Origin of the sequence: Myxococcus sp. AM010 (genome assembly GCF_013372585.1) — a bacterium.
GTDB lineage: Bacteria > Myxococcota > Myxococcia > Myxococcales > Myxococcaceae > Myxococcus > Myxococcus vastator.
Map to the genome: position 1 here is coordinate 133,419 of NZ_JABXEO010000007.1, position 20,503 is coordinate 153,921.

Sequence of the window (20,503 nt, forward strand, 5' to 3'; positions counted from 1 at the left end):
ACACCGCCATGCCCGTGAGCGATTTCCAGCCCGTCATCGGCCTCGAGGTCCACGCGCAGCTCCTCACGCAGTCCAAGATTTTCTGTGGCTGCTCCACCGCGTTCGGCGCCGAGCCCAACCGCAACACCTGTCCGGTGTGCCTGGGCATGCCCGGCGTGCTGCCGGTGCTCAACCAGCGCGTGGCGGAGTTCGCCGTGCGCACGGGCCTGGCGCTGGAGTGCACCATCCGCCCGACGAGCGTGTGGAGCCGGAAGAACTACTTCTATCCGGACCTGCCCAAGGGCTACCAGATTACGCAGTTCGACCAGCCCATCTGCGAGCACGGGCGGCTCGTCATCGACACGCCGCGGGGCGAGAAGACCATCCGCATCCTCCGCATCCACATGGAGGAGGACGCGGGCAAGAGCGTGCATGACGCGGGCGGGGGGCAGAGCCTGGTGGACCTCAACCGCGCGGGCGTGCCGCTGCTCGAAATCGTCAGCCAGCCGGACCTGCGCGACGCGGACGAGGCGGTGGAGTACCTCAAGACGATGCGGGACGTGCTCGTCTACCTGGGCGTCAATGACGGCAACCTGGAGGAGGGCAGCTTCCGCTGCGACGCCAACGTGTCGGTGATGCCCAAGGGCGCCACCACGTTCGGCCAGCGCTGCGAGCTGAAGAACCTCAACTCGTTCCGCTTCCTCAAGCAGGCCATCGAGTACGAGATTGCCCGGCAGGTGGACGTCATCGAGTCGGGCGGCAAGGTGGTGCAGGAGACGCGCCTGTGGGACGTGAGCAAGGGCGTCACCCGCTCCATGCGCAGCAAGGAGGAGGCGCACGACTACCGGTACTTCCCGGAGCCGGACCTGCCGCCGCTGCACGTGAGCGCGGAGGCCATTGACGCCGCGGCCCAGGCGCTGCCGGAGTTGCCGCGCGCGAAGCTCCAGCGCTTCACCAGCCAGTACGGACTGCCCGCCTATGACGCCCGCATCCTCACCGCCGAGCGCCCGCTGGCCGATTACTTCGAGGCCTGCGCCGGGCACTACAAAGACTACAAGAAGCTCTCCAACTGGTTCCTGGGCGAGCTGATGCGCCTGCTGAAGGAGGAGGGCACGCCGCTGTCCGCGCTGCGCTTCACGCCGGCGCAGCTGGGGGAATTGCTGGGCGCCGTGGACCAGGGCACGGTGTCCGCCAACGCGGGCAAGGACGTGCTCGGGGAGATGTTCCGCACGGGCAAGGCGCCCGCGGACATCATCGCGGAGAAGGGCCTGGCCCAGGTGCGCGACACCGGCGCCATCGAGGCGGTGGTGGACGACATCCTCGCGAAGAACGCGGGGGAGATTGAGAAGTACCGCGCCGGCAAGAAGCAGGTGTTCGGCTTCTTCGTGGGCCAGGTGATGCGGGCCATGAAGGGCAAGGGCAACCCCGCCCTGGTCAACGAGCTGCTGAAGAAGAAGCTCGGCGACTAAGGCGTGCCTTGCTCGGGGATGGGGACGGTGGCGTGGACCACCTCCTCCTCCTGCGTTGTCTGGGCCTGGGCGAGCACTCGCACGTCGCCGGAGGTCGTGCGCTCCAGGATGTGCGAGGTGGCCGTGAAGGTGCCGCCGAACAGGCTGCCCACCTGCTGCGCGCTCACCACGTAGCGCACGTTCCGGAGCGTGCGGAGCTGCGCGGGCAGGCCTTCCTGTTGCCAACGCTCGTCTGGGGCATGGGACGTCCCTGGCCCGGCGTGGATGGCGGGATGGGCGAGGACGTCCACTCGCATGGCGTCGAGATACTGCGCGCAGGGGACGAACCAGGGCTCGTCGCGGGTATACGGCTGGGCGAAGCCGTCATAGCCGACGAGGGTCGCCAGCTTTCCGAAGGGCGTCGGGAGTACGGGCAGGTCCTCCGGGCGGCCAGGGCTGAGGTGCAGCCCGGCCTCCCAGGAGGGCACCAGGTTGGCCTTGCGCGCGGTCGCGACGCGGTGGCCCTCGGGGGAGAAGGTGTAGCTGGTGTTGTAGGTGCGCGCGCCGGAGGGCTCGAAGTCCGGCGAGTCCTCTCCTCGGCGACTGGCGGGCAGCAGCGCACTGCCGGCCACCACCCACAGGCCGAAGTCCCGCGCGATGCCAGAAAAGGTCTTCCACATCGTCCGGTGCACGAGGGGCGCCCGGGCGGCGTAGAGGCACTCCGTCAGCGACGGTGGCTGGAAGTCGCGCCAGGCCTTCCACACGCCCCAGGCTTCAGAGAGGACCACGCGCTTCAGCGCCCCCTGGACCGAGGTGCAACGTCGCACGCGGTGCAGGTGGCCCAGGAACAGCAGCGGTGCCCCCACCGACTCCGGCCACACGACGAGGGCCGGGTAGCGCGGCTGGCCTGACGCCTCCCGGGCGCGCAGGGCATCCACCTTCGCGGCCAGCGCCCGGTGTCGCGCGACGAAGGCTGCTGGAGAGGCGTAGTCCTCCATCGAGACACGGGGCTGGAGGGCGAACAGTTCGACGAGGTCGGTGGTCGTGTCCACGGCGCGTTACTTCAGCAGGCCATTCTCGCGCAGTCGCTGCTTGAGAAAGGCATCCGCGGTGATGGGCGCGTGCCGCGCCGGGGTGTCCGCCGTCTGGGTGCAGGGCAGCGCCTGGAGCACGCAGTCCGCAGAGGGGTGGACGAAGAAGGGCATCGAGTAGCGCACCGTGTCCTCTTCCTTGCTGCGCGGGTTCACCACCCGGTGCGTGGTGGCGGGGATGATTTCGTTCGTCACGCGGCTGAGCATGTCGCCCGAGTCGACGACAATCTGCCCGCGCAGCGTGTCCACCGGCAGCCATTCCCCGTCGCGGGTGAGCAGCTCCAGGCCGGACGCGGTGCCCTCGCAGAGCAGGGTGATGAGGTTGATGTCCTCGTGCTCGGCGGCGCGCACGCCCCCCGGGATGAAGCGCTCCTTCAGCGGCGGGTAGTGGATGAGCCGCAGCACGGAGTTGCCGTCCGTGGCCATGCCGCTGAAGGTGTCGCGCGCCACGCCGAAGTACTCGGCCAGCGCCTGGAGCATGACGCCCGCCGCGCCATCCAGCGCGTTGAAGAGCGACAGCGTGTGCTCGCGAAAGGTGGGCACCTCGGTGGGCCACACGTTGGGGCCGTAGCGCGCGTGGTACGGGTGCTCAGGTGGCAGCTCTCGGCCCACGTGCCAGAACTCCTTCAGGTCCCCCACCTGGCGGTTCTTCGCGTGCTCCTGGCCATACCCGATGTAGCCGCGCTGGCCGCCGTGCCCCGCCTGGGCGTAGGGGGCCTTGGTGGCCTCGGGCAGGGCGAAGAAGCGCTCCACGTCCGTGTACGTGCGGCGGATGAGGCCGTCGTCGATGCCGTGGCCTTCCACCGTGACGAAGCCGAACTCCTTGATGCCGTCGCCGAACACCTGCACGAAGCGGGCGCGCTCCTGGGGCGTGCCCGTGCGGTAATGGGACAGGTTGACGACGGGAATGCGGCGCTGGGTTGGCGACATGGCGCCGCACTCTAACCACCGTGATGGATTGTCGGCACGCACAGCGTCCGCCAGAGGACCCTGTTCTCCGACTGTGGCTTCGAGGGTGCGGCACCAGCGGACATCCGCCCTCATCCTCAGTGGAAGTCAGTGCTCCCGGATTCCATGTTGGGCGGGCAGGTTGGGGGGAGGCGGATGCCCGAGGTGAGCAGCGGTGGTGGGTGTGGGGCGTGCGGCAGGCGGCATGGGGCGGAGGCCTCGTGTTCAACGCTGGTGCGCGCGGACGTGGGGGCCGGTGGAGCGGCGCGGCCCAGGTGTGCCCCCGTGGTGGAGGCGCAGGACCCCTTGGTGGGCACCCGGTGCGGCAGCTTCCGGCTGGTGCGGCGCCTGGGCCGGGGGGGCATGGGGTCTGTCTATCTGGGCGAGCACGTCTCCATTGGCAGCCGGGTCGCGGTGAAGGTGCTGCACGCGCACCTGACGATGTACCCGGAGCTGGTCCAACGCTTCCATGCGGAGGCGCGGGCGGTGAACCTCATCGGCCACGAGAACATCGTCAGCATCTTCGACATGGATGCCGCGCCGCCGCGTCCCTACCTCATCATGGAGTTCCTGGATGGGTCGCCGTTGTCCGCGTGGGTGGGGACGCCCCTGGCCGCTGGCGCGGTCGTCTCGGTGCTGTCGCAGGTGTGCGACGCGCTCCAGGCCGCGCACGCGCGAGGCATCGTCCACCGCGACCTGAAGCCGGACAACATCTTCCTGGTCCGGCGCAAGCGCGACGCGCCCTTCGTGAAGGTGCTGGACTTCGGCATCGCCAAGCTGACGGACGCGCACATGCCCCAGACGCACGCGGGCATCATCGTGGGGACGCCCGAGTACATGTCCCCCGAGCAGTCCCTGGGGCGCGGCGTGGATGGCCGCGCGGACCTGTACGCGCTGGGCGTCATCGCCTACCAGCTCCTCACGGGCCGGCTCCCCTTCAACGACGAGGGACTGGCCGCGCAGCTGGTGGCCCATCAGCTGCGGCCTCCGCCGCCCCCCAGCTCCGTGTACCCGGCCGTGTCCGCCGCGTTGGAGCACGTCATCCTGCGCGCCCTGGCCAAGAAGCCCGAGGACCGATACCCCACCATCGAGGTGTTCCGGAACGCGTTGCAGGTGTCGCTCGCCGAGCACGTGCGCGCGTCGGCGCGGAAGGCGAATCCCGGAGGACTGGCGGTGGTGCCAGCGCGTGCGTCCGCCGCGACAGGAGGGGCCACCGAGGGCCCGGCGCGGGAGCGGCTTCCCACGGATGCGCGGGCGGGGCGGCAGGTGCCTTCCGCGCACGCGAGCACGTCCCCGCGGCGTGTGGCCCCGTCGGTGCGGGGCTCTGCCGTGGAAGTGCCGGTGCAGGTCGTCCTGCGCCCGGGGGAAAGCCCGGTGCGGCTCATTGGCAGTGGCCTGTCCCGGGGGGGCTTGTTCCTCCACGGTGGGCGCGTCCTGCCGCCGCTGTGCTCGCGGCTGCCCGTGGTGCTGGAGCTGGCGTCCGGGCCCCTGTCGGTCCTGTGTGAAGTGGTGCGGCTCGTTCCGCCCACGCAAGCGCGCGTCTGGGGGATGCCCGCCGGCTTCGGCGTCCAGTTCGTGGAGGCCACCGCCGTGCTCAAGGCCGCGGTGGATTCGCTCCTTCAGGGCGAGCCGGTCCGTGCTGTCCCGCGAGTCCCGCCCACGGAAGACCCGGTGCTGGCGCGCCTGCTGGAGGCCTGGCGTCAGCGCTCGGCGGGAGACGCGTATGCGGTGCTGGCGCTGGAGCCGGACTCAGACATGGGCACGGTGCGCCTGCGGACCCGCGAGGCCTGGCGCTCGCTGGAGTCCCTGGAGCAGCACTCGCTGACGCCTCCCCAACGCGCGCAGGTGGATGCGTTGCGCGTGCGCGTGCGCGAGGCGGCCGAGGCGTTGGGGGCCACGGTGCAGCGCGCCCTCTACGATGCCTGGCGCGGCAATCATCGCGGGGTGGCGAAGTGCCTGGAGGCGGGGCTCACGGCCGAGCAGCTGGAGTCCCTGCGGCGCGAGTTCCTGGCGCGCAGGCCCCAGGCCATGGGCACGGCGCGGATCCACTTCCAGTCCGGTGGCGCGCTGGAGCGCGACGGCCGGCTCCCCCAGGCGCTGGAGCAGTACGAACGAGGGCTGAAGCTGGCGCCGCTGGAGGTGGACATGCTCCAGCGCTACCGGAGGCTCCGCCGGGTGCTGGGCGGGCGGGCTTCACCGGCTGCCGGACATGACAGGGCCCGGTCTCCTTGATGCAGGAGCCGGGCCCGGGGCTACACGACGGCGCGAGACGGGCTCACGCCGCGTCGGCTAGCCGCCGCAGGCTTCGCTGACTTCCCCGGCGTTCTCGCCGCACGCCTGGAGCTCGGCCACCCAGGCCTCCTCGTTGGAGCTGCGGCACTGCGGCATGTCTTCGATGCAGTTGACCAGGCTGCGAATCTTGTCCTTGTCGGAGTCGGAGCAGCTGTCGAGCGACTCCTTGCACTCGTTGATCTCCGCATCGCCCAGCTCGAGCATCCCGATGAACTGCGCGATTTCCGGACAATCCTCGACCTTGTCGGCAAGGGAGTTATATGCGTCCGCGGTGTCCTCGCACAGGTCGCCTTCACCACAGCCAGTGCCAAAAACAAGAGAGCCGGTGGCCACGAGGCCGATCAGGAGCTTCTTCATGGTAGTTCCCCCTCAGGACGAGGTTGTCGGGCCGGCTCGCGAAAGGGCGGCCGGGAGCCCGGTTTCCGAGTTAGCATCGCACTGGGGGTCGAGTAAACGGCCGGGGAGTGGCGGTCTGATCCTTCAACCACCTTGACTCCCCAGGGTATCTCCCGTAAATCCCGCCGCCTTTGGCGCAATTGGATGGTCCACCCGTCCGAAATGCGCGGTCGATTCCACGGGTTGACCCAACCCGACAGATGACAGGGGTTTGACGATGTACGCAGTGATTCGCACGGGCGGGAAGCAGTATCGCGTCGCCGAGGGCGATGTGGTCCGGATCGAGAAGATCGCGGGCGACGTCGGCGCCGAGGTGACCTTCACGGAGATCCTGATGCTCGGTGGTTCGGAGAGCCCGAAGGTGGGCCAGCCGACCGTCACGGGTGCCAAGGTCGTGGGCAAGGTCCTGGCTCAGGACAAGCACCGCCGCGTCCTCCACTTCCGGAAGGAGAAGGAGGGCTGGACCCGTCGCCGCGGTCACCGTCAGCCGTACACCGAGGTGAAGGTCACCTCCATCGCCGGTTAGTCCGGGCGGTTTCACCTCAAACTTCAGGAGTAAGGTGTCATGGCTCATAAAAAAGGACAGGGTTCTTCGCGCAACGGCCGCGACTCCAACCCGCAGTATCGTGGCGTGAAGGTGTACGGCGGTGAGACGGTGTCGGCGGGCAGCATCCTTGTTCGCCAGCTGGGCACGGTCATCCACGCCGGCTCCAACGTGAAGCTCGGCCGCGACTTCACCCTCTACTCGGTGGTGGACGGCGTCGTGAAGTACGAGCGCCTGGGCCGCGACCGGAAGAAGGTTTCGGTCTACCCGGCCGCCGCTGAGCAGGCGAGCGCCTGACGGCTGGCCGACCCTTGAGGTCGGCGACCGTGCGGCACCCACGAGCGGGTCGCTTCTCCAGTCCACGCGCCCTTCCGGCAGCGGGATGCGAGGGCGGCCCGCTCTTCGTTTATCCAGGAGTTCCAGATGAAGTTCGTCGACGAGGTCCGCATCTTCGTGAAGGCGGGGGATGGCGGCAACGGCGCTGTCTCGTTCCGGCGGGAGAAGTACATCGATCGCGGTGGTCCCAATGGCGGGGATGGCGGCAACGGCGGCTCCGTCGTCTTCGTGGCGGACCCTCAGCTCACGACGCTGCTCGACTACCGCTACCAGCAGCACCACCGCGCCAAGAATGGCGAGCACGGCATGGGCAGCGACTGTAACGGTCGCGCCGCCGAGGACATGGTGCTCAAGGTGCCCGTGGGCACGCTGGTGAAGGACGCCCACACCGAGGGGCTGCTGGTCGACCTGAGCGAGGCTGGCCAGCGCTGGGTGGCGGCGAAGGGCGGGCGCGGTGGCCTGGGCAACATGAACTTCGCCACCTCCACCCGGCAGACGCCGCGCTTCGCCCAGGATGGGACGAAGGGCGAGGAGCTGACGCTCCGGCTGGAGCTGAAGCTGCTGGCGGACGTGGGCCTGCTGGGCTTCCCCAACGCGGGCAAGAGCACGTTCATCTCCCGCGTGAGCCGGGCGCGGCCGAAGGTCGCCGACTACCCATTCACCACGCTGGTCCCCAACCTGGGCATGGTCCAGTACAAGGACGGCCTGTCCTTCGTGATGGCGGACATCCCCGGCATCATCGAGGGCGCCAGTGAGGGCGTGGGTCTGGGCCACCAGTTCCTGCGCCACGTGGAGCGGTGCAAGGTGCTGATCCACCTCATCGACATGGGGGCGGAGGGCGAGGGCCGCGCGCCGCTGCATGACTTCGACGTGCTCAACGCGGAGCTGGCCAGGTACAGCCCGGAGCTGGCGTCCAAGCCGCAGGTGGTGGCGGCCAACAAGTTGGACCTGCCCGACGCGCAGGCCCGGCTGGAGGGCTTCACGGAGGCGCTGCGTGCGCGCGGCATCCGTGTGTATCCCGTGTCCTGCGCCACCGGCGAGGGCATGCAGCCGCTGATGGACTCCGTGGCGGAGGTGTTGTTCACGGGGCGGACCGAGAAGCTCCACGTGGAGCTTCCCGCCAAGGCGGCTCGTGCGGGGAAGGCCAAGGCGGGCGGCAAGCCGCAGGGGGCCGAGAAGAAGGCGCCGGTTTCCAAGGCGGGGGCTGCGACCACGAAGGGCGCGGCGAAGAAGGCCCCGGCGCGCAAGGCGGGCACTGCGGCCGCGAAGACGTCTGCCGCTGCGAAGAAGGCTCCGGCGCGCAAGGCGGGCACTGCTGCCGCGAAGACGTCTGCCGCTGCGAAGAAGGCTCCGGCGCGCAAGTCGGGCGCGTCTGCGGCGCGCAAACCAGGCGCTGCGTCGGCGAAGAAGGCCGCCGCGAAGAAGGCCTCGACCCGCAAGTCGGGCACCGCGGCGGTGACGAAGTCCGCCGCGAAGAAGGCCTCCGCGCGCAAGAGTGCCTCGTCGGGCAAGGCCGCCGCGAAGAAGTCATCCGCGAGCAAGCGCGGCTCGTCGGGCAAGGCCGTCGCGAAGAAGTCATCCGCGGCCACGAAGCGTGCTCCGGTGCGCAAGTCGGGTCGCGGGAGGAGCTGAGGCCATGTCGGGTGGTGGTGCGCGCTACGAGCGCTACGAGCGGGAGCAGTTCGAGCCGGAGCAGTTCCTGCTCGACGTGCGCAAGGAGAAGATTGATCGCGTCGTCAGTCACCGGACGCGCAACTTCACGGTGGTCCTGGACCGGCTGCAGGACAGCTTCAACATGGCCGCGGTGCTGCGCACCTGCGAGTCCATGGGCGTGCAGGAGGTCCACATCATCATCAACCCGGATGCGCCCTTCTTGCCCAACTCGCGGGTGGCCCAGGGCTGCGACAAGTGGCTGGACGTGAAGCTGTACAAGACGTTCGCCGAGTGTCGCGAGCACCTGAAGTCCCGCGGCTTCTCGCTGTACGCCTCCGCCATCCAGGAGGGGGCGACCAGCCTCTACACCCTGCGCTTCGACGGGAAGATGGCGCTGGTGTTCGGCAACGAGCGGCGCGGTGTGAGCGAGGAAGTGCTGGCTGGCGTGGACGGCACGTTCTGGGTCCCCATGAAGGGCTTCAGCCAGAGCCTGAACATCTCCGCCGCGGCGTCCGCCTGCATCAGCCGGGCGATTGCCTGGCGGGACGAGCACCTGGGCCAGTCGGGAGACCTGTCTCCCGAGGACGCCCAGGCTCTGCGCGAGCGCTTCTACGTGCTGGCCATCAAACAGAGGAAGCGCCTGTTCAAGAAGGCCCCGTGAATGCCGGGGCCCAGGCCCCGTCGGGAAGATTTAGATTGGAGGCCCGCAATGTTCCTCGAAGCCCTGCTCGCTACGCTCCTGTCCGCCCCTGCCACCCCGGCCGCCACCCCGGCGAAGCCGGCTCCGACGGTCCAGGCCGCGCCCACGGCGCCCGCGCCCAGCGCTCCCGCGGCCGCGAAGCCCATGACGCCGGAAGTGAAGTCCCTGGTGGACAGGATGCAGGCCTTCTACGAGAAGACCGGTGACTTCCGCGCGGGCTTCCGCCAGGACTACAAGTACAAGACCTTCCGGCGCACGCAGACGTCCGAGGGCACCGTCACGTACAAGAAGCCCGGCTTGATGCGCTGGGAGTACCAGAAGCCTTCGCCGCGCACCTTCGTGCTGGCGGGCAGCAAGGTGTACGCGTACGACCCGGCGGCGCAGAGCCTCACCGTGGCCAACGTGGATACCAGCCAGCTCTCCGCGTCGGTGACGTTCCTCTTCGGCCAGGGAAAGCTCGCGGACGAGTTCAACATCACCCAGGGCGCCTGCAAGGACTGCAAGGGCACGCTGCTGGTGTTGGATCCGCTGAAGAACGAGCCGCGCTTCCGCCAGGTGCGCCTGGAGGTGGACCCGTCCACGGCCCAGGTGCTGAAGAGCACGGTGGTGGACCCGGACGGCAGCGAGAACGCCATCTCCTTCCTCAACCTGAAGACGAACGTGGGCATCGACGCGGACAGCTTCAAGCTGGACGTGCCGGACGACACCCGCGTGGATGACTTCACGAAGGCGAAGAAGCAGTAGCCTGCGGAGCGTGCGTCGCGCGTTCCTGCTGATGGGGTGGATGGGGCTGGCCGGGACCGGGTGCCACCGGGAACCGGCCGCCAGCGCCGAGCGTCCGCAAGGCTTCCATGGGCAGACGCTGCCGCTGCTGGCCTCGCCCGCGCTGCGGCTCACCGTGGCGGGCCAACTGGGGACGCGGCCGGTGCCGGTGGTGCTGGATGTGGCGCGGCCACTCTCGCTCGTGTCGCGAGGCTGCTTTGACGGCGCGCTCCCCGCCCCCGAAGGCACCATCCGCGCGCCCGAGCCAGCGGGAGGTTTCCGCTCCTGGCCCGTGGTGCCGTTGCCTGCCTTCTCCGTGGGCCCGGTGCGGTCCCCCGTGCGCACCGCGGGGGTGTCTGGTGAGAAGGCCTGCGCGGTGACGCTGGGCGCGGACGTCCTGGAGTTCTACGCGCTCACCGTGGACCCGCTGCGGCGGGAGGTGACGTTCACCATCTCTCGCCCGCGCGCGGACTACGTCGCGGAGGCGGCGGCCACGGCGGCCTCGCACGAGGTGCACGTGGTGGAGCTCAGTCGCGAGCCGCTGGGCGACTGGCCTCTGTTGGCCGCTCGGATGACGCAGGGTGGAGCGGAGCTCACGGGCCCGTTTGTCCTGGGCTCGCGCGAGCCCTTCTCTCGGGTGTCCGTGAGGCTCGCTGAGGCGCAGGGGCTTCAGCCGCTCGAGACGGCCGCCAACCTGCCGCCACGGACCTTCGCGCTGGATGCCGTGGAGGTGGCCGAGGGCCTGGGTGTCCGCCCGCTGGTGGTGGAGGCCGCCGGGCGCTGGGACTCGCCGAGCAGCTTGGGCCGCCTGGGGCCGGATGTCTGGGGCCGCTTCACCGCGACGCTGGACGCGAAGGGCGGGGCGCTGGTGCTGCGGCGTCCCCAAGTCCGCCCGTCAGAGGGCTCCGCCACCAGCCCGTGCGCCGCGCCCGATGGCACCTTCCGTGAGGAGGCTTGCTATGGCCTGCATGTGCGGCGTGAGCCGGATGGCAGCGTCTCGCTCAGCGGCGCCGTGTACCGGGACCTGCCGGAAGGCGGGCGGCTTCACCTGGAGCCGCTGGGGCCAGACGGGCAGAAGCTGCTGACTGGCTGCGGCGTGGGGCTGAGCTTCCCCGCCACCAGCAGGGGCCTGACGACGCAGCACCGCGTGCCCTGGCGCTCCCTGGCGCGGACGCTGCCTGCCTGCCATGCGGCGCTCTCCTCCGCGCGCGGCTTCACGCTGGGCCTGTTCGAGGAAGGCCGTCAGCCCGAGTGCCCCACGGCCTGTGCCTTCGTCACGGAGACGGTCTCTCGTCGCACCGTGTGTGAGTGCCAGCCCACGCCGCTGGGCGAGGGCGTGGCCATGCCGGCGCGCGGCGCTCCTTCGCGTGAGCCCCCGCCTGAGGAGCGGGAGCTGGAGCCGGAAGACCCCCGTTAGCGTTGCCTGGACAGGGGCGGGGTTGCTGCGCTCTCCTCTGGCGCACATGCGCCCGTCTCCCACCGAGTTCGACCGTCAGTACACCGAACAGCGCCGCTCCATCGAGCTGGCCCGCCGCTACCTGGAAAAGGAGGGCGTCTCGCGGATGTACGACGCCCTCTCCAAGGAAGTGGAGCGGGGCCGGTTGTCCGTGCAGGACGCGAGTGGCGCCATTCGCTTCGGCTTGCTGGCCGTCATTGAGCGCGTCGCGGAGCGGGTGGGCCACACGCGCTACGTCGACATGTTGAAGGACGAGGAGCTGCTGGCCGCGCTCCGCTCCACGCTGGACGACATCTGCCGGCGCAAGGGCGTGGACACCTTCGAGTTCCGCCAGCAGTGGGCCCACGCCAACCTCCAGGCCGTGCTGCGTGACTGGCACCTGGTGGTGCACGAGGAGCGGGGCCGGCAACGCTACGAGGTGGCGGCGGACCTGGCCCGCCACCTGGTGAAGGAGACGCCGGGGACGGTGCTGGCGGAGACGCTGAAGCTGCCCGTGGACGCGTTCGCGCTGCTCGTGTCTCCAGAGGCGGGGCTCGTGGGGCTCGGTCCGGATGGCGCGCCCGCGCCCATCACCGAAATCTACGCCGTGGAGTCGCCCGCGCCGGAAGGCAAGGCGTGGTTCCTGTGGCTCAGCATGCGGGACGCGGGGAACCGCGCGGCCCGGGCGCTCATCAACGTCTACCTGCAGGATGGGAGGACGTTGGACGACGCCATCGCCTTCACCCGGGAGCAGGGCGGTCCGCAGCAGGACGCGGGCTGGGAGGACTGCTGCCGGCTGCTCGCGGGGGTGACGCGGCACCTGGCCGAGGGTGGGCCCGTGCGCGAGGACTGGTACGACGCCACGGCGCGCGAGCTCCACGAGAAGCTGGCGGCGACGCCGAAGTCGGCGAAGGCGGACCGGGAGAAGCTGCGTGAGCGCCTGCGCGCCGTCAGCCCGGGACGCACCCTGGTGCTGGAGGAGCCCTCGCGCTGAGGGCTCCCGCGGCGTCCGGGGCCTTCGCGCCTACTCCGCGCGAGGGGCCGGACGCTGCATCACCGACACCGGCAGCGGGGCCGGGTGCGCGTCGCGCGCGGTGTGCTCGCGCTGCTTCGGGTCCGGGCGCTCCACCACGCGGGCGACCAGGTCGTAGTCGTGAGCCTCCGTCACCTCCACGGTGACCAGCTCCCCCGGGTACGCCAGGCCGTCGTTGATGTAGACCATGCCGTCGATGTCCGGCGCCTGGCCCTGGTGGCGGCCCACCAGCAGGTGCTCCGTCTCCGGCGCGGGGCCTTCCACCAGCACCTCCAGGCGCTTGCCCACGAGCTTCTTGTTCTGCTCGCGGTTGATGCGCTTCTGGATGGCCATGACCTCGCGCCAGCGGCGCTCGATGAGCTTCTGCGGCACCTTGTCCGGCAAGTCGTAGGCGGCGGTGCCCTCTTCGTCGGAGTACTGGAAGACGCCCAGGCGCTCGAAGCGCTGCGTCTTCACGAACTCCTTCAGCATCTCGAAGTCCTCGTCCGTCTCACCCGGCAGGCCGACGATGAGCGAGGTGCGCATCACCAGGCCGGGCACGCGCTCACGCAGCTTCGTCAGCAGGCCCTTGAGGAACTCCGAGTTGCGCCCGCGCTTCATGGACAAGAGCAGCTTGTCGCTGACGTGCTGCACGGGCATGTCCAGGTAGCGGGCAATCTTCGGCTCCGCGGCCATCACCTCGATGAGCTCGTCGGGGAAGATGCGCGGGTAGGCGTAGTGGAGGCGAATCCACTTCACGTCCACCTGCACCAGCGCCTTGAGCAAGTCATGCAGCTTCGGCCGGCCCGGCAGGTCATGCCCGTAGGCCGTCAGGTCCTGCGCGACGAGGTTCAGCTCCTGCACGCCGCTGTCCGCCAACTGCTTCGCCTCGGCGACGATGTCGTCGATGGGCCGCGAGCGCTGTCCGCCGCGCAGCGTGGGGATGATGCAGAAGGCGCAGGCGTTGTCGCACCCTTCCGAAATCTTGAGGTACGCCGTGTACTTCGGCATCGAGTTGATGCGCGGCGTGTTGGCGTCGTGGATGTAGTCCGGGTCCGGAATCACCTGACGCGGCGAGGCCTCGGCGGCCAGCAGGTCCCCAATCTGGGCGTAGGCGCTGGTGCCCAGGAAGTGGTCGACCTCCGGCATCTCCTTCGACAGCTCCTCGCCGTAGCGCTGGGACAGGCAGCCCGTCACCACCAGCGTCTTGCAGGCCCCGGACTTCTTCAGCTCGGCCATCTCCAGGATGGAGTCCACCGACTCCTGCTTGGCGGGACCGATGAAGGCGCACGTGTTGACGACGATGACCTGGGCGTCGGAGGCCTCCTGCACCAGCGTGTAGCCGCGGTGGCGCAGCGTGCCCAGCATCACCTCGGAGTCCACCCGGTTCTTCGGGCAGCCGAGCGTCATCATGTACAGGCTCTTGGTGGTTTCCACTGCGTCTACCGCTTTCCGAGTTCGGTTCGCGAGAAGTGGGTCCCACTCCAGGCGAAGTTCATGGACGTGCCGTTCGAGTAACGGATGGACAGCACGCCCTCTTCATCCAGCTCCACCGATGACGCGCGCCCCAGCGCGCAGGTAGCGGCCGGCCACTCGAGCACCCGCCGCGCTGTCTTCCCGGTCACCAGGTAGAGGCCCAGCCGCAGCTCGTCATCGGCGTCACATTGACCGGCGACGGCATACGGATTCTTCCCGCTCACCACCGTGACGACGCGTCCGCCGTCCTCCAGGGTGAGCGTCTCCGGCACGTTCAGGTCCACGGACGCGGGCGCGACGGCGTCCGGTGCCACCAGGCCGCGCAGCGAGGCAGGGGTCAGCGCGTCGTCCGCCTGAGCCCAGGCCGGGTAGCTCATGTAGTCCCAGCCCAGCCACCCGTCCTCCCGGGGCTCGAGCGAGGCGACGTTCTCCGGCGGCTTCAGCTTGAGGCCCTTGCGAGGCTCCTCCGACAGGCGCAGCGCGTCACCCACCATGGTGCCGCTCTGGCAGTTGGAGATGGAGGTGACCTTGCCGTCCGCGCTGTCCCGGTCCTCGTAGGTGAGGCACAGGTCCATCACCAGCGGGTCCACGGCGGGGAGGCGCGGGAAGGCGCGCACCGGCACCGACGCCATCAGCAGCAGCGAGTTGCCCTGGCGCTGCACGGCGGCCGTCACCAGGTCCTGCGCGAACTGTGGCGTGCCGCTCTCCGCCCCGGACGCGCGCTTGCCGTCGAAGGCGAAGCGCCATGTGTGGCCGGTGGCGGTGGGGCCGGTGCCCGGGAAGTAGAGCGACAGCGTGAGCAGATCGCCAGCCTGGAGCTGGTCGTCGGTGGCCTCCACGCCGACGTACAGCGTGTCCTTGCGCGCGCCCACCTTGGCGGTGAAGGAGGCGGTGGCGCCCTCCACGGCGACGGGCTTGAGCACCAGCGGCGACGCGAAGGCCTTGAGCCCACCCTGGATGCGCGGGGGCCTGGTGAGGGAGGGAACCGGCTTGGAAGGACGGTCCGCCTGGGCGGACGCCACGCCCGGGGCGCAGAGCAGAAGGCAGAAGGACAGGGCGGTCGCGCGCATGGGCCTCTTCAATCGCGGAAGTTGGTGAACTGCATGTCCAGTTTCAGCCGGTCCTGCTCCTTGCGGAACAGGGCCATGGCCGCCTGGAGGTCGTCCCGGTTCTTGCCCGTGACGCGGAGCTGGTCGGCCTGGATGGAGCCCTGGACCTTCATCTTGGACTCCTTCAGCAGCTTCACCAGCTCCTTGGACTTCTCCACCGGGATGCCCTGCTGGAGCTTGATGGCCTGCTTCACGTTGTGAAGGCCCGTCTTCTCGATGTCGCCGTACTCCAGCGCGAACAGGCTGATGTTCCGCTTGGCCAGCTTCACCAGGAGGACTTCCTTGGCGGCCTGGACGCGGTCTTCGCTGTTGGCCTTCACGGTGATGGCGGTATGGTCCGGAGCCAGCACCACGTCGGCATGGGCGCCCTGGAAGTCGTACCGCGTGCTGATCTCCTTCTTGGTCTGGTTGACCGCGTTGTCGAGCTCAGCGAGGTCGATTTTCGAGACGACGTCGAAGGATGGCATGGGCAGCGGCCCTTACCATACCTACACCCGGACGACCAAGGGCACCACCAGGGCGCGCTTGGACGTGTACGTCTTGAAGGCCCGGCGTACGGCTCGGGTGAGTTCCTCTCTCACCAGGGCGTCATCCCCCCTGAGGGCGGGGGACAGCTCCTCGAAGAGCGCCCGCGCTTCCTGGGCCACCCGGGGGAGCTGTACCTGTTCGTCCACGGACAGCCCCTGTCCGGACAGCTGGGGCCCCGCCACCAGCTTCAGGGAGTCGCGCTGGATGACCACCACCGCGGCCACCAGGCCCGTCTCCGACAGCCGGATGCGCTCCTGGAGCGTGTCGGGGTTCACCCGGCCGGGGCCGAACCGGTCCTTGAGGATGCGGCCGGCTGGGACGCTGCCGGTGAAGCGCCCCCGGCCCTCCTCGAAGGTGACGACGTCACCGTCCTGCGCCAGCAGGCACTGTGCGGGCTCCAGGCCGGCCTCGCGCGCGGTGAGCAGGTGCTTGTGCAGGTGGCGGCCCTCGCCGTGGACGGGGATGAAGTGGGCCGGGCGCACCAGGTCCAGCACGCGCCGCTGCTGGGGTTGGCTGGCGTGGCCGGAGACGTGGATGCCCGGCTCCACCTGGGCGTAGGCCACCTTCGCCCCGCGCCACTGGAGCGCGTCGATGAGCGCGCCCACGGAGCGCTCGTTGCCGGGGATGGCCCGCGAGCTGAGCACCACCAGGTCGCCTGGGCTCAGCCGCAGGGGGCCCTCCCCCGACGCGAGCTGGGACAGCCCGGCCCGCGGCTCGCCCTGGGCGCCGGTGGTCAACACCAGCACCCGCTGCGCGGGCAGCGCCGGCACCGTGTCCAGATGGACGAAGAGCGAGTCGGGCACGTCCAGGTAGCCCAGCTGTCGCGCCATCTCCACGTTGCGAATCATGCTGCGGCCCTGCAGGGCCACCTTGCGCCCCAGCCGCTCCGCCAGCGCCAGCAGGTGCCGGACGCGGTGCAGGTTGGAGGAGAACAGCGCGACGATGATGCGGCCGGTGGCGCCCTGGAAGAGGCGCTCGAAGGTCTGCTCCACCACGCGCTCGCTGCCCGTCTCCTCCTTCACCTCGGAGTTGGTGGAGTCGGAGAGGAGGCACAACACGCCTTCCTCGCCGGCCTCGCCCCAGCGCTCCAGGTCCGTGCGCAGCCCGTCGATGGGGTCCGGGTCCAGCTTGAAGTCGCCGGTGTGGACGAGGGTGCCTTCTGGCGTGCGCAGGATGTAGCCCACCGCGTCCGGCACGGTGTGCGTGACGCGGCTGGCCTCCACGCGGAAGGCCGTGCCCACGGGGAAGGGCTCGCGCGGCTCGATTTCGCGCAGGTCCGCCTCGATGCCCAGCTCCTCCAGCCGGTGGCGCGCCATGGCCAGCGTGAAGCGCGTGCCGTAGACGGGGACGGGCACCTCATTGAGCAGGTAGGGCAGGGCGCCCAGGTGGTCTTCATGGCCGTGGGTGAGCAGCACGCCCTTGAGCTGCGCGGCGTTCTGCTTCAGGTGGCTGAAGTCCGGAATGATGATGTCCACGCCGGGCATCCCCGAAGAGGGGAACATCAGCCCGGCGTCGATGAGCAGCATCTCCCCACGGCAGGCGATGACCATGGAGTTGAGGCCGATTTCGCCCAGACCGCCCAGGGGAATGACGTGAAGCATTGGGTGCAGTCTAACGGCGGAAAGTGACGGAGGCCCCCGAGAACAGCGCCTGAGCCGCGCCCGCCTGTCTGGTGGCCCGGGGTGACGTCAGCAGATGTGGATGGTGACGTCGCGCCTCCGCTGGAGGTGTGTGCGCGGAGGTGTGACTTCGGCGGAGCAGGGCCCTGGTGGTGGCTCAGCGCTTGCGGCGCCGGAGGTCCTGGAGCCAGTCGCGGACGAGGCTGGCCTCCGTGGCGTAGGTGGGCTCCTCGGCCGTGTAGAAGCGCAGGGCCTGGTTGGCCAGCCCCCGGGCGCGGGGCCCGTCCTGCTTCACCAGCGCCTGGGCCAGGGCGAAGCGGGTGCTCGCGAGGTCCTCGGCCGGGCCGGGATGGGCGGTGCGAAGCGCCAGGGCGCGCTCCAGCATGGCGCGGGCCTCGTGGCTCTTGCCCAGGGCGTGCAGGGCCAGGCCCAGCGTGGTGAGCGGGGCGGCCGTGTCCGGGTGGTCCTTCTGGGAGGCCCCGTAGGCCGCGATGCTCCGGCGGGCGTAGTCCACTGCGTCGCGTGGCTTGCCCTCGCGCAGGGCGAGCGCGCCAAGCAGGGCCAGGTCGGTGGCGGTCTCCGGGTGCTCGGGGCCGTAGGCCTTCAAGTCCACCGCGAGCGCGCGCTCGCGCAGGGGACGGGCCTCCGCGTTGCGGCCAAGCGCCTCCAGGGCCTCGGCGAGGTTGTTGAGCGGATAGCTCAGCGTGGCGCTGTCTCGCCCCAGCGACTGCTCCTCCAGGTGGATGGCGCGCTGGAGGTAGGGGATGGCTTCCTCGAAGCGGCGGACGATGACCAGGTGGTAGCCCATGGCGTTGGCCGCCATGGCCGTCTGGGGATGGTCCGGACCGAGCACGCGCTCCGTCGTCTCCAGCACGCGGCGCAGCAGGCCCATGGCGCGCTCCGTTTCGGGCGTGCGGGACAGGGCCGCGGCCTGGTTGCGCAGCGACTCCAACGTGAGCAGGTGCTCGGGGCCCAGCTCCTGCTCGCGCAGCGTCGCGGAGCGGCCAAAGGACTCCGCTGCCTGGGCGTACTGGCCTCGGAGGAAGGCGTTGCGGCCCAGGCTCGTCTGGAGCAAGGCCTCCAAGTCAGAGGCACCGCCCGCGCGCTGGATGGACGAGCGCGCCTGCTCCACCGTCCAGGACTCCAGGGTGGAGTCCGCGGACACGGCGGTCACCAGCCGCGCCGACGCGCGCGCCGCCAGGTGGTCATGGCGGTGCGCCTGCGCGGTGAAGAGGGCTTCGCGCAGGGCCGCCGCGGCGCGCGCGTCGTCCCCCGCGACCAGCCCGAGCCGGCCCTCCAGCTCCAGCGCCTCCGCGAGCACCGGGCCGTAGCCGAGCTGCCGCGCCTCGGTCAGCACCGCCTTCGCTTCTTCCTGCGCCTGGGGGTAGCGGCCGGCGTCCACCAGGGCCGTGGCCCGGTCCACCCGGGCGCGCAGGGCCTCCACCTGCTGCCGCTGCCCCTCGGGCTCCGACAGGCCCCGCCGGAGCGCGTCCACGTCCGCGCAGGCGGCGATGGGAGGCAGGCGCTGGGCCGCGTCCGGTGCGGCGTTCAGCGCTACCGCATCCGTCTGCGCGAGCACGCCCGTCAAGGCCACCAGGGCTGAGTGGCGCCGGTCCAGGCACGCCATGCGCAGCGCGAGCGCGTGGTCCGACTGGTGGCCCTGCACCCGGGTGGCCTCGCAGGCCTCGCGGTGCATGCGCGTCCAGTCGTGCGCGAAGCCATCCAGGGTCGTCGCCACGCGCTCGAATGCGGCGGAGGCGTGGACCTTGCCCGTGGCGGCGAAGGCCTGCTGGATTTCCGCCCGGCGCGCCGTGTCCCAGACGCCGGTGAGCCGGGCCTCGGCATCCGGACACGGGCCGTCCCGCTGTGAGCCCACCAGCAGCCAGGTGACGGCGACCACGCTGTTGAGCAGCAGGGACGCGGCGGCCACCGCGCCCCGGCGGCGCCAGGCCGCCAGCGGGTCCGCGCCCAGTGCATCCAGCAGCACGCCCATGGACGGGAAGCGCGCTTCGGGAGCCGGGGACAGGCCCCGCGAGACGGCGCGCAGCACCCACGCGGGGACGCGGCTTCCCCGAGGCGGCGGGCGCACGCGGCCCGCGCTGGCTTCCTCCAGGTACTCATCCGGGCGCTTGCCGTTGAAGGGGAGCTGTCCGTAGAGGGCTTCGTAGAGGGACGCGCAGAAGCTGAACTGGTCGCCGCGCGCGTCGATGCGCCCATCCTCGTGCTGCTCGGGCGGCATGTACGCGGGCGTGCCCATGACGAGCCCGGCTTCGGTGAGCGCCGTCTGGAGCAGGTCTTCCGGGGCCAGGCGCGGCAGCGCGGGCGTGGTGCCGCGGCCCGCCTCGGCCGCTTCGAGGTCCGCGGTGGTGCGGGCCAGCCCGAAGTCCGTCACCTGCGCCCGGCCGTCCTTGCTGACCAGCACGTTGGCGGGCTTGAAGTCCCGGTGGACCAGTCCGGCGGCATGTGCGGCGGCGAGCCCTCGGCCCGCCTGGCGGAAGATGTCGAGCACCTCGCGCCAGGTGCGGTGCTCGGCGCGGAGCCAGTGGCGCAGGGACAGGCCGTCCACCCGCTCCATGGCGATGAAGACGCGCCCCGCGAATGTGCCCGCGTCGTAGACGGAGACAACGTTCGGGTGGGACAGTCGCGCCATCGCCTGGGCTTCGCGGAGCAGCCGGGACGAGCCGTCCGAGCGCGCCGCCGGGTTGGCATCCGGATGCAGCAGCTTGATGGCCACGCGCCGGTGCAGCTCCGGGTCATACGCGCTGTAGACGGCGCCCATGCCTCCCGCGCCCAGGGTGTCCAGGATGTGGTAGCGGCCCACGCGGACCTGGGCCGAATCCCGGGGCTCGGTGTCCTCGACGTCCTTGCGCGCGGGTGGGCGGCCCGACTTTCCACCTCCGGGGCTCGCCAGGGGCGGCCTGGCCGGCGAGGGCGCCAGGGGCATGGACAGGGTGACCCGAGAGCCGCGCCCCGCCGCCGCGTCCGGGGCGGACAGCAGCCGGCCGCCGTGCGGGAGCACATGGGCACCCGCGAAGTTCTTGGGGCTCGCGCTGGGGGCAGGCGCGGCGTGTGCGTTGGGCAGGATGCGCGCGCTCAGGTCCCGCGGCGGCGCGGGTGGCGGAATGGCGAGGACGGCTGGCGGAGGCGGGGCGGCCGGCGCGGAGAGCCCCGCGGG

At 70.5% G+C, this 20,503-nt stretch carries 17 protein-coding genes; 9 read left to right on the forward strand and 8 right to left on the reverse strand.

The genetic code is table 11. The features are described 5' to 3' along the window. Positions 1 to 8 precede the first annotated feature (8 nt). Entirely contained in the window at positions 9 to 1,448 is a 1,440-nt protein-coding gene (gene gatB, locus HV826_RS06515) for an Asp-tRNA(Asn)/Glu-tRNA(Gln) amidotransferase subunit GatB (RefSeq protein ID WP_176416134.1), read from the forward strand. Here gatB and HV826_RS06520 read toward each other — a convergent pair. Both HV826_RS06520 and HV826_RS06525 read right to left on the reverse strand, forming a co-directional pair. Beyond that, a complete protein-coding gene (locus HV826_RS06520; protein ID WP_176416135.1) occupies positions 1,445 to 2,479 on the reverse strand; it encodes a carbon-nitrogen hydrolase family protein in 1,035 nt (344 codons plus the stop codon). The two genes, gatB and HV826_RS06520, sit on opposite strands and share 4 nt — an antisense overlap. Before the next feature lie 6 nt (positions 2,480 to 2,485). Continuing rightward, positions 2,486 to 3,448 carry an isopenicillin N synthase family oxygenase gene (locus HV826_RS06525; RefSeq protein ID WP_176416136.1) on the reverse strand — a complete coding sequence of 321 codons (963 nt, stop codon included), beginning with the start codon at positions 3,446 to 3,448 and terminating at the stop codon, positions 2,486 to 2,488. A gap of 174 nt (positions 3,449 to 3,622) precedes the next feature. On the opposite strand from HV826_RS06525, the gene HV826_RS06530 reads away from it, so the two are divergent. Next, positions 3,623 to 5,698: a serine/threonine-protein kinase gene (locus tag HV826_RS06530; protein ID WP_176416137.1), complete on the forward strand. Its 2,076-nt coding sequence runs from the start codon at positions 3,623 to 3,625 to the stop codon at positions 5,696 to 5,698. A gap of 57 nt (positions 5,699 to 5,755) precedes the next feature. Here the strand turns inward: HV826_RS06530 and HV826_RS06535 are convergent, their stop codons facing one another. Next, positions 5,756 to 6,115 (reverse strand): hypothetical protein, encoded by a 360-nt coding sequence (locus HV826_RS06535; RefSeq protein WP_176416138.1) that lies wholly within the window; start codon positions 6,113 to 6,115, stop codon positions 5,756 to 5,758. A 256-nt stretch (positions 6,116 to 6,371) separates the two neighbouring features. Here HV826_RS06535 and rplU point away from each other — a divergent pair, with 256 nt between their 5' ends. The 7 genes from rplU to HV826_RS06570 all read left to right on the forward strand — a co-directional run bounded on the left by rplU (position 6,372) and on the right by HV826_RS06570 (position 12,578). Next, entirely contained in the window at positions 6,372 to 6,680 is a 309-nt protein-coding gene (gene rplU / locus HV826_RS06540) for a 50S ribosomal protein L21 (protein ID WP_176416139.1), read from the forward strand. Between the two features lie 39 nt (positions 6,681 to 6,719). Further along, a complete protein-coding gene (gene rpmA / locus HV826_RS06545; RefSeq protein WP_044889390.1) occupies positions 6,720 to 6,995 on the forward strand; it encodes a 50S ribosomal protein L27 in 276 nt (91 codons plus the stop codon). A 126-nt stretch (positions 6,996 to 7,121) separates the two neighbouring features. Continuing rightward, a complete protein-coding gene (gene obgE / locus HV826_RS06550) occupies positions 7,122 to 8,666 on the forward strand; it encodes a GTPase ObgE (protein WP_176416140.1) in 1,545 nt (514 codons plus the stop codon). A gap of 4 nt (positions 8,667 to 8,670) precedes the next feature. After that, a complete protein-coding gene (locus HV826_RS06555) occupies positions 8,671 to 9,348 on the forward strand; it encodes an RNA methyltransferase (protein WP_176416141.1) in 678 nt (225 codons plus the stop codon). Positions 9,349 to 9,396: 48 nt separating this feature from the next. Next, positions 9,397 to 10,131, forward strand: a complete 735-nt coding sequence (locus HV826_RS06560) for an outer membrane lipoprotein carrier protein LolA (RefSeq protein WP_176416142.1) — start codon at positions 9,397 to 9,399, stop codon at positions 10,129 to 10,131. Positions 10,132 to 10,141: 10 nt separating this feature from the next. Then, positions 10,142 to 11,566: a hypothetical protein gene (locus HV826_RS06565; RefSeq protein WP_368670852.1), complete on the forward strand. Its 1,425-nt coding sequence runs from the start codon at positions 10,142 to 10,144 to the stop codon at positions 11,564 to 11,566. Between the two features lie 46 nt (positions 11,567 to 11,612). Then, the gene (locus tag HV826_RS06570; protein WP_255217064.1) at positions 11,613 to 12,578 is read left to right on the forward strand and encodes a hypothetical protein; all 966 of its coding nucleotides are present in this window, start codon (positions 11,613 to 11,615) and stop codon (positions 12,576 to 12,578) included. Between the two features lie 30 nt (positions 12,579 to 12,608). Here the strand turns inward: HV826_RS06570 and rimO are convergent, their stop codons facing one another. The 5 genes from rimO to HV826_RS06595 all read right to left on the reverse strand — a co-directional run. Beyond that, the gene (rimO, locus tag HV826_RS06575) at positions 12,609 to 14,006 is read right to left on the reverse strand and encodes a 30S ribosomal protein S12 methylthiotransferase RimO (protein ID WP_217917856.1); all 1,398 of its coding nucleotides are present in this window, start codon (positions 14,004 to 14,006) and stop codon (positions 12,609 to 12,611) included. Positions 14,007 to 14,038: 32 nt separating this feature from the next. Next, positions 14,039 to 15,142: a hypothetical protein gene (locus tag HV826_RS06580; RefSeq protein ID WP_176416146.1), complete on the reverse strand. Its 1,104-nt coding sequence runs from the start codon at positions 15,140 to 15,142 to the stop codon at positions 14,039 to 14,041. A gap of 8 nt (positions 15,143 to 15,150) precedes the next feature. Then, complete coding sequence (locus tag HV826_RS06585) at positions 15,151 to 15,648, reverse strand: YajQ family cyclic di-GMP-binding protein (protein WP_176416147.1); 498 nt, start codon at positions 15,646 to 15,648, stop codon at positions 15,151 to 15,153. A gap of 21 nt (positions 15,649 to 15,669) precedes the next feature. Then, positions 15,670 to 17,310 carry a ribonuclease J gene (locus HV826_RS06590; RefSeq protein ID WP_176416148.1) on the reverse strand — a complete coding sequence of 547 codons (1,641 nt, stop codon included), beginning with the start codon at positions 17,308 to 17,310 and terminating at the stop codon, positions 15,670 to 15,672. Positions 17,311 to 17,485: 175 nt separating this feature from the next. Then, positions 17,486 to 20,503: serine/threonine-protein kinase (locus HV826_RS06595; protein ID WP_176416149.1), on the reverse strand; the 3,018-nt coding region annotated here is incomplete at its 5' end.

Coding starts and splice junctions, on each gene's coding strand:
- gatB (WP_176416134.1), top strand. CDS start 9: ATGCCCGTGAGCGATTTCCAGCCCGTCATCGGCCTCGAGGTCCACGCG.
- HV826_RS06525 (WP_176416136.1), bottom strand. CDS start 3,448: ATGTCGCCAACCCAGCGCCGCATTCCCGTCGTCAACCTGTCCCATTAC.
- HV826_RS06530 (WP_176416137.1), top strand. CDS start 3,623: ATGCCCGAGGTGAGCAGCGGTGGTGGGTGTGGGGCGTGCGGCAGGCGG.
- HV826_RS06535 (WP_176416138.1), bottom strand. CDS start 6,115: ATGAAGAAGCTCCTGATCGGCCTCGTGGCCACCGGCTCTCTTGTTTTT.
- rplU (WP_176416139.1), top strand. CDS start 6,372: ATGTACGCAGTGATTCGCACGGGCGGGAAGCAGTATCGCGTCGCCGAG.
- rpmA (WP_044889390.1), top strand. CDS start 6,720: ATGGCTCATAAAAAAGGACAGGGTTCTTCGCGCAACGGCCGCGACTCC.
- obgE (WP_176416140.1), top strand. CDS start 7,122: ATGAAGTTCGTCGACGAGGTCCGCATCTTCGTGAAGGCGGGGGATGGC.
- HV826_RS06555 (WP_176416141.1), top strand. CDS start 8,671: ATGTCGGGTGGTGGTGCGCGCTACGAGCGCTACGAGCGGGAGCAGTTC.
- HV826_RS06560 (WP_176416142.1), top strand. CDS start 9,397: ATGTTCCTCGAAGCCCTGCTCGCTACGCTCCTGTCCGCCCCTGCCACC.
- HV826_RS06570 (WP_255217064.1), top strand. CDS start 11,613: ATGCGCCCGTCTCCCACCGAGTTCGACCGTCAGTACACCGAACAGCGC.
- rimO (WP_217917856.1), bottom strand. CDS start 14,006: ATGACGCTCGGCTGCCCGAAGAACCGGGTGGACTCCGAGGTGATGCTG.
- HV826_RS06580 (WP_176416146.1), bottom strand. CDS start 15,142: ATGCGCGCGACCGCCCTGTCCTTCTGCCTTCTGCTCTGCGCCCCGGGC.
- HV826_RS06585 (WP_176416147.1), bottom strand. CDS start 15,648: ATGCCATCCTTCGACGTCGTCTCGAAAATCGACCTCGCTGAGCTCGAC.
- HV826_RS06590 (WP_176416148.1), bottom strand. CDS start 17,310: ATGCTTCACGTCATTCCCCTGGGCGGTCTGGGCGAAATCGGCCTCAAC.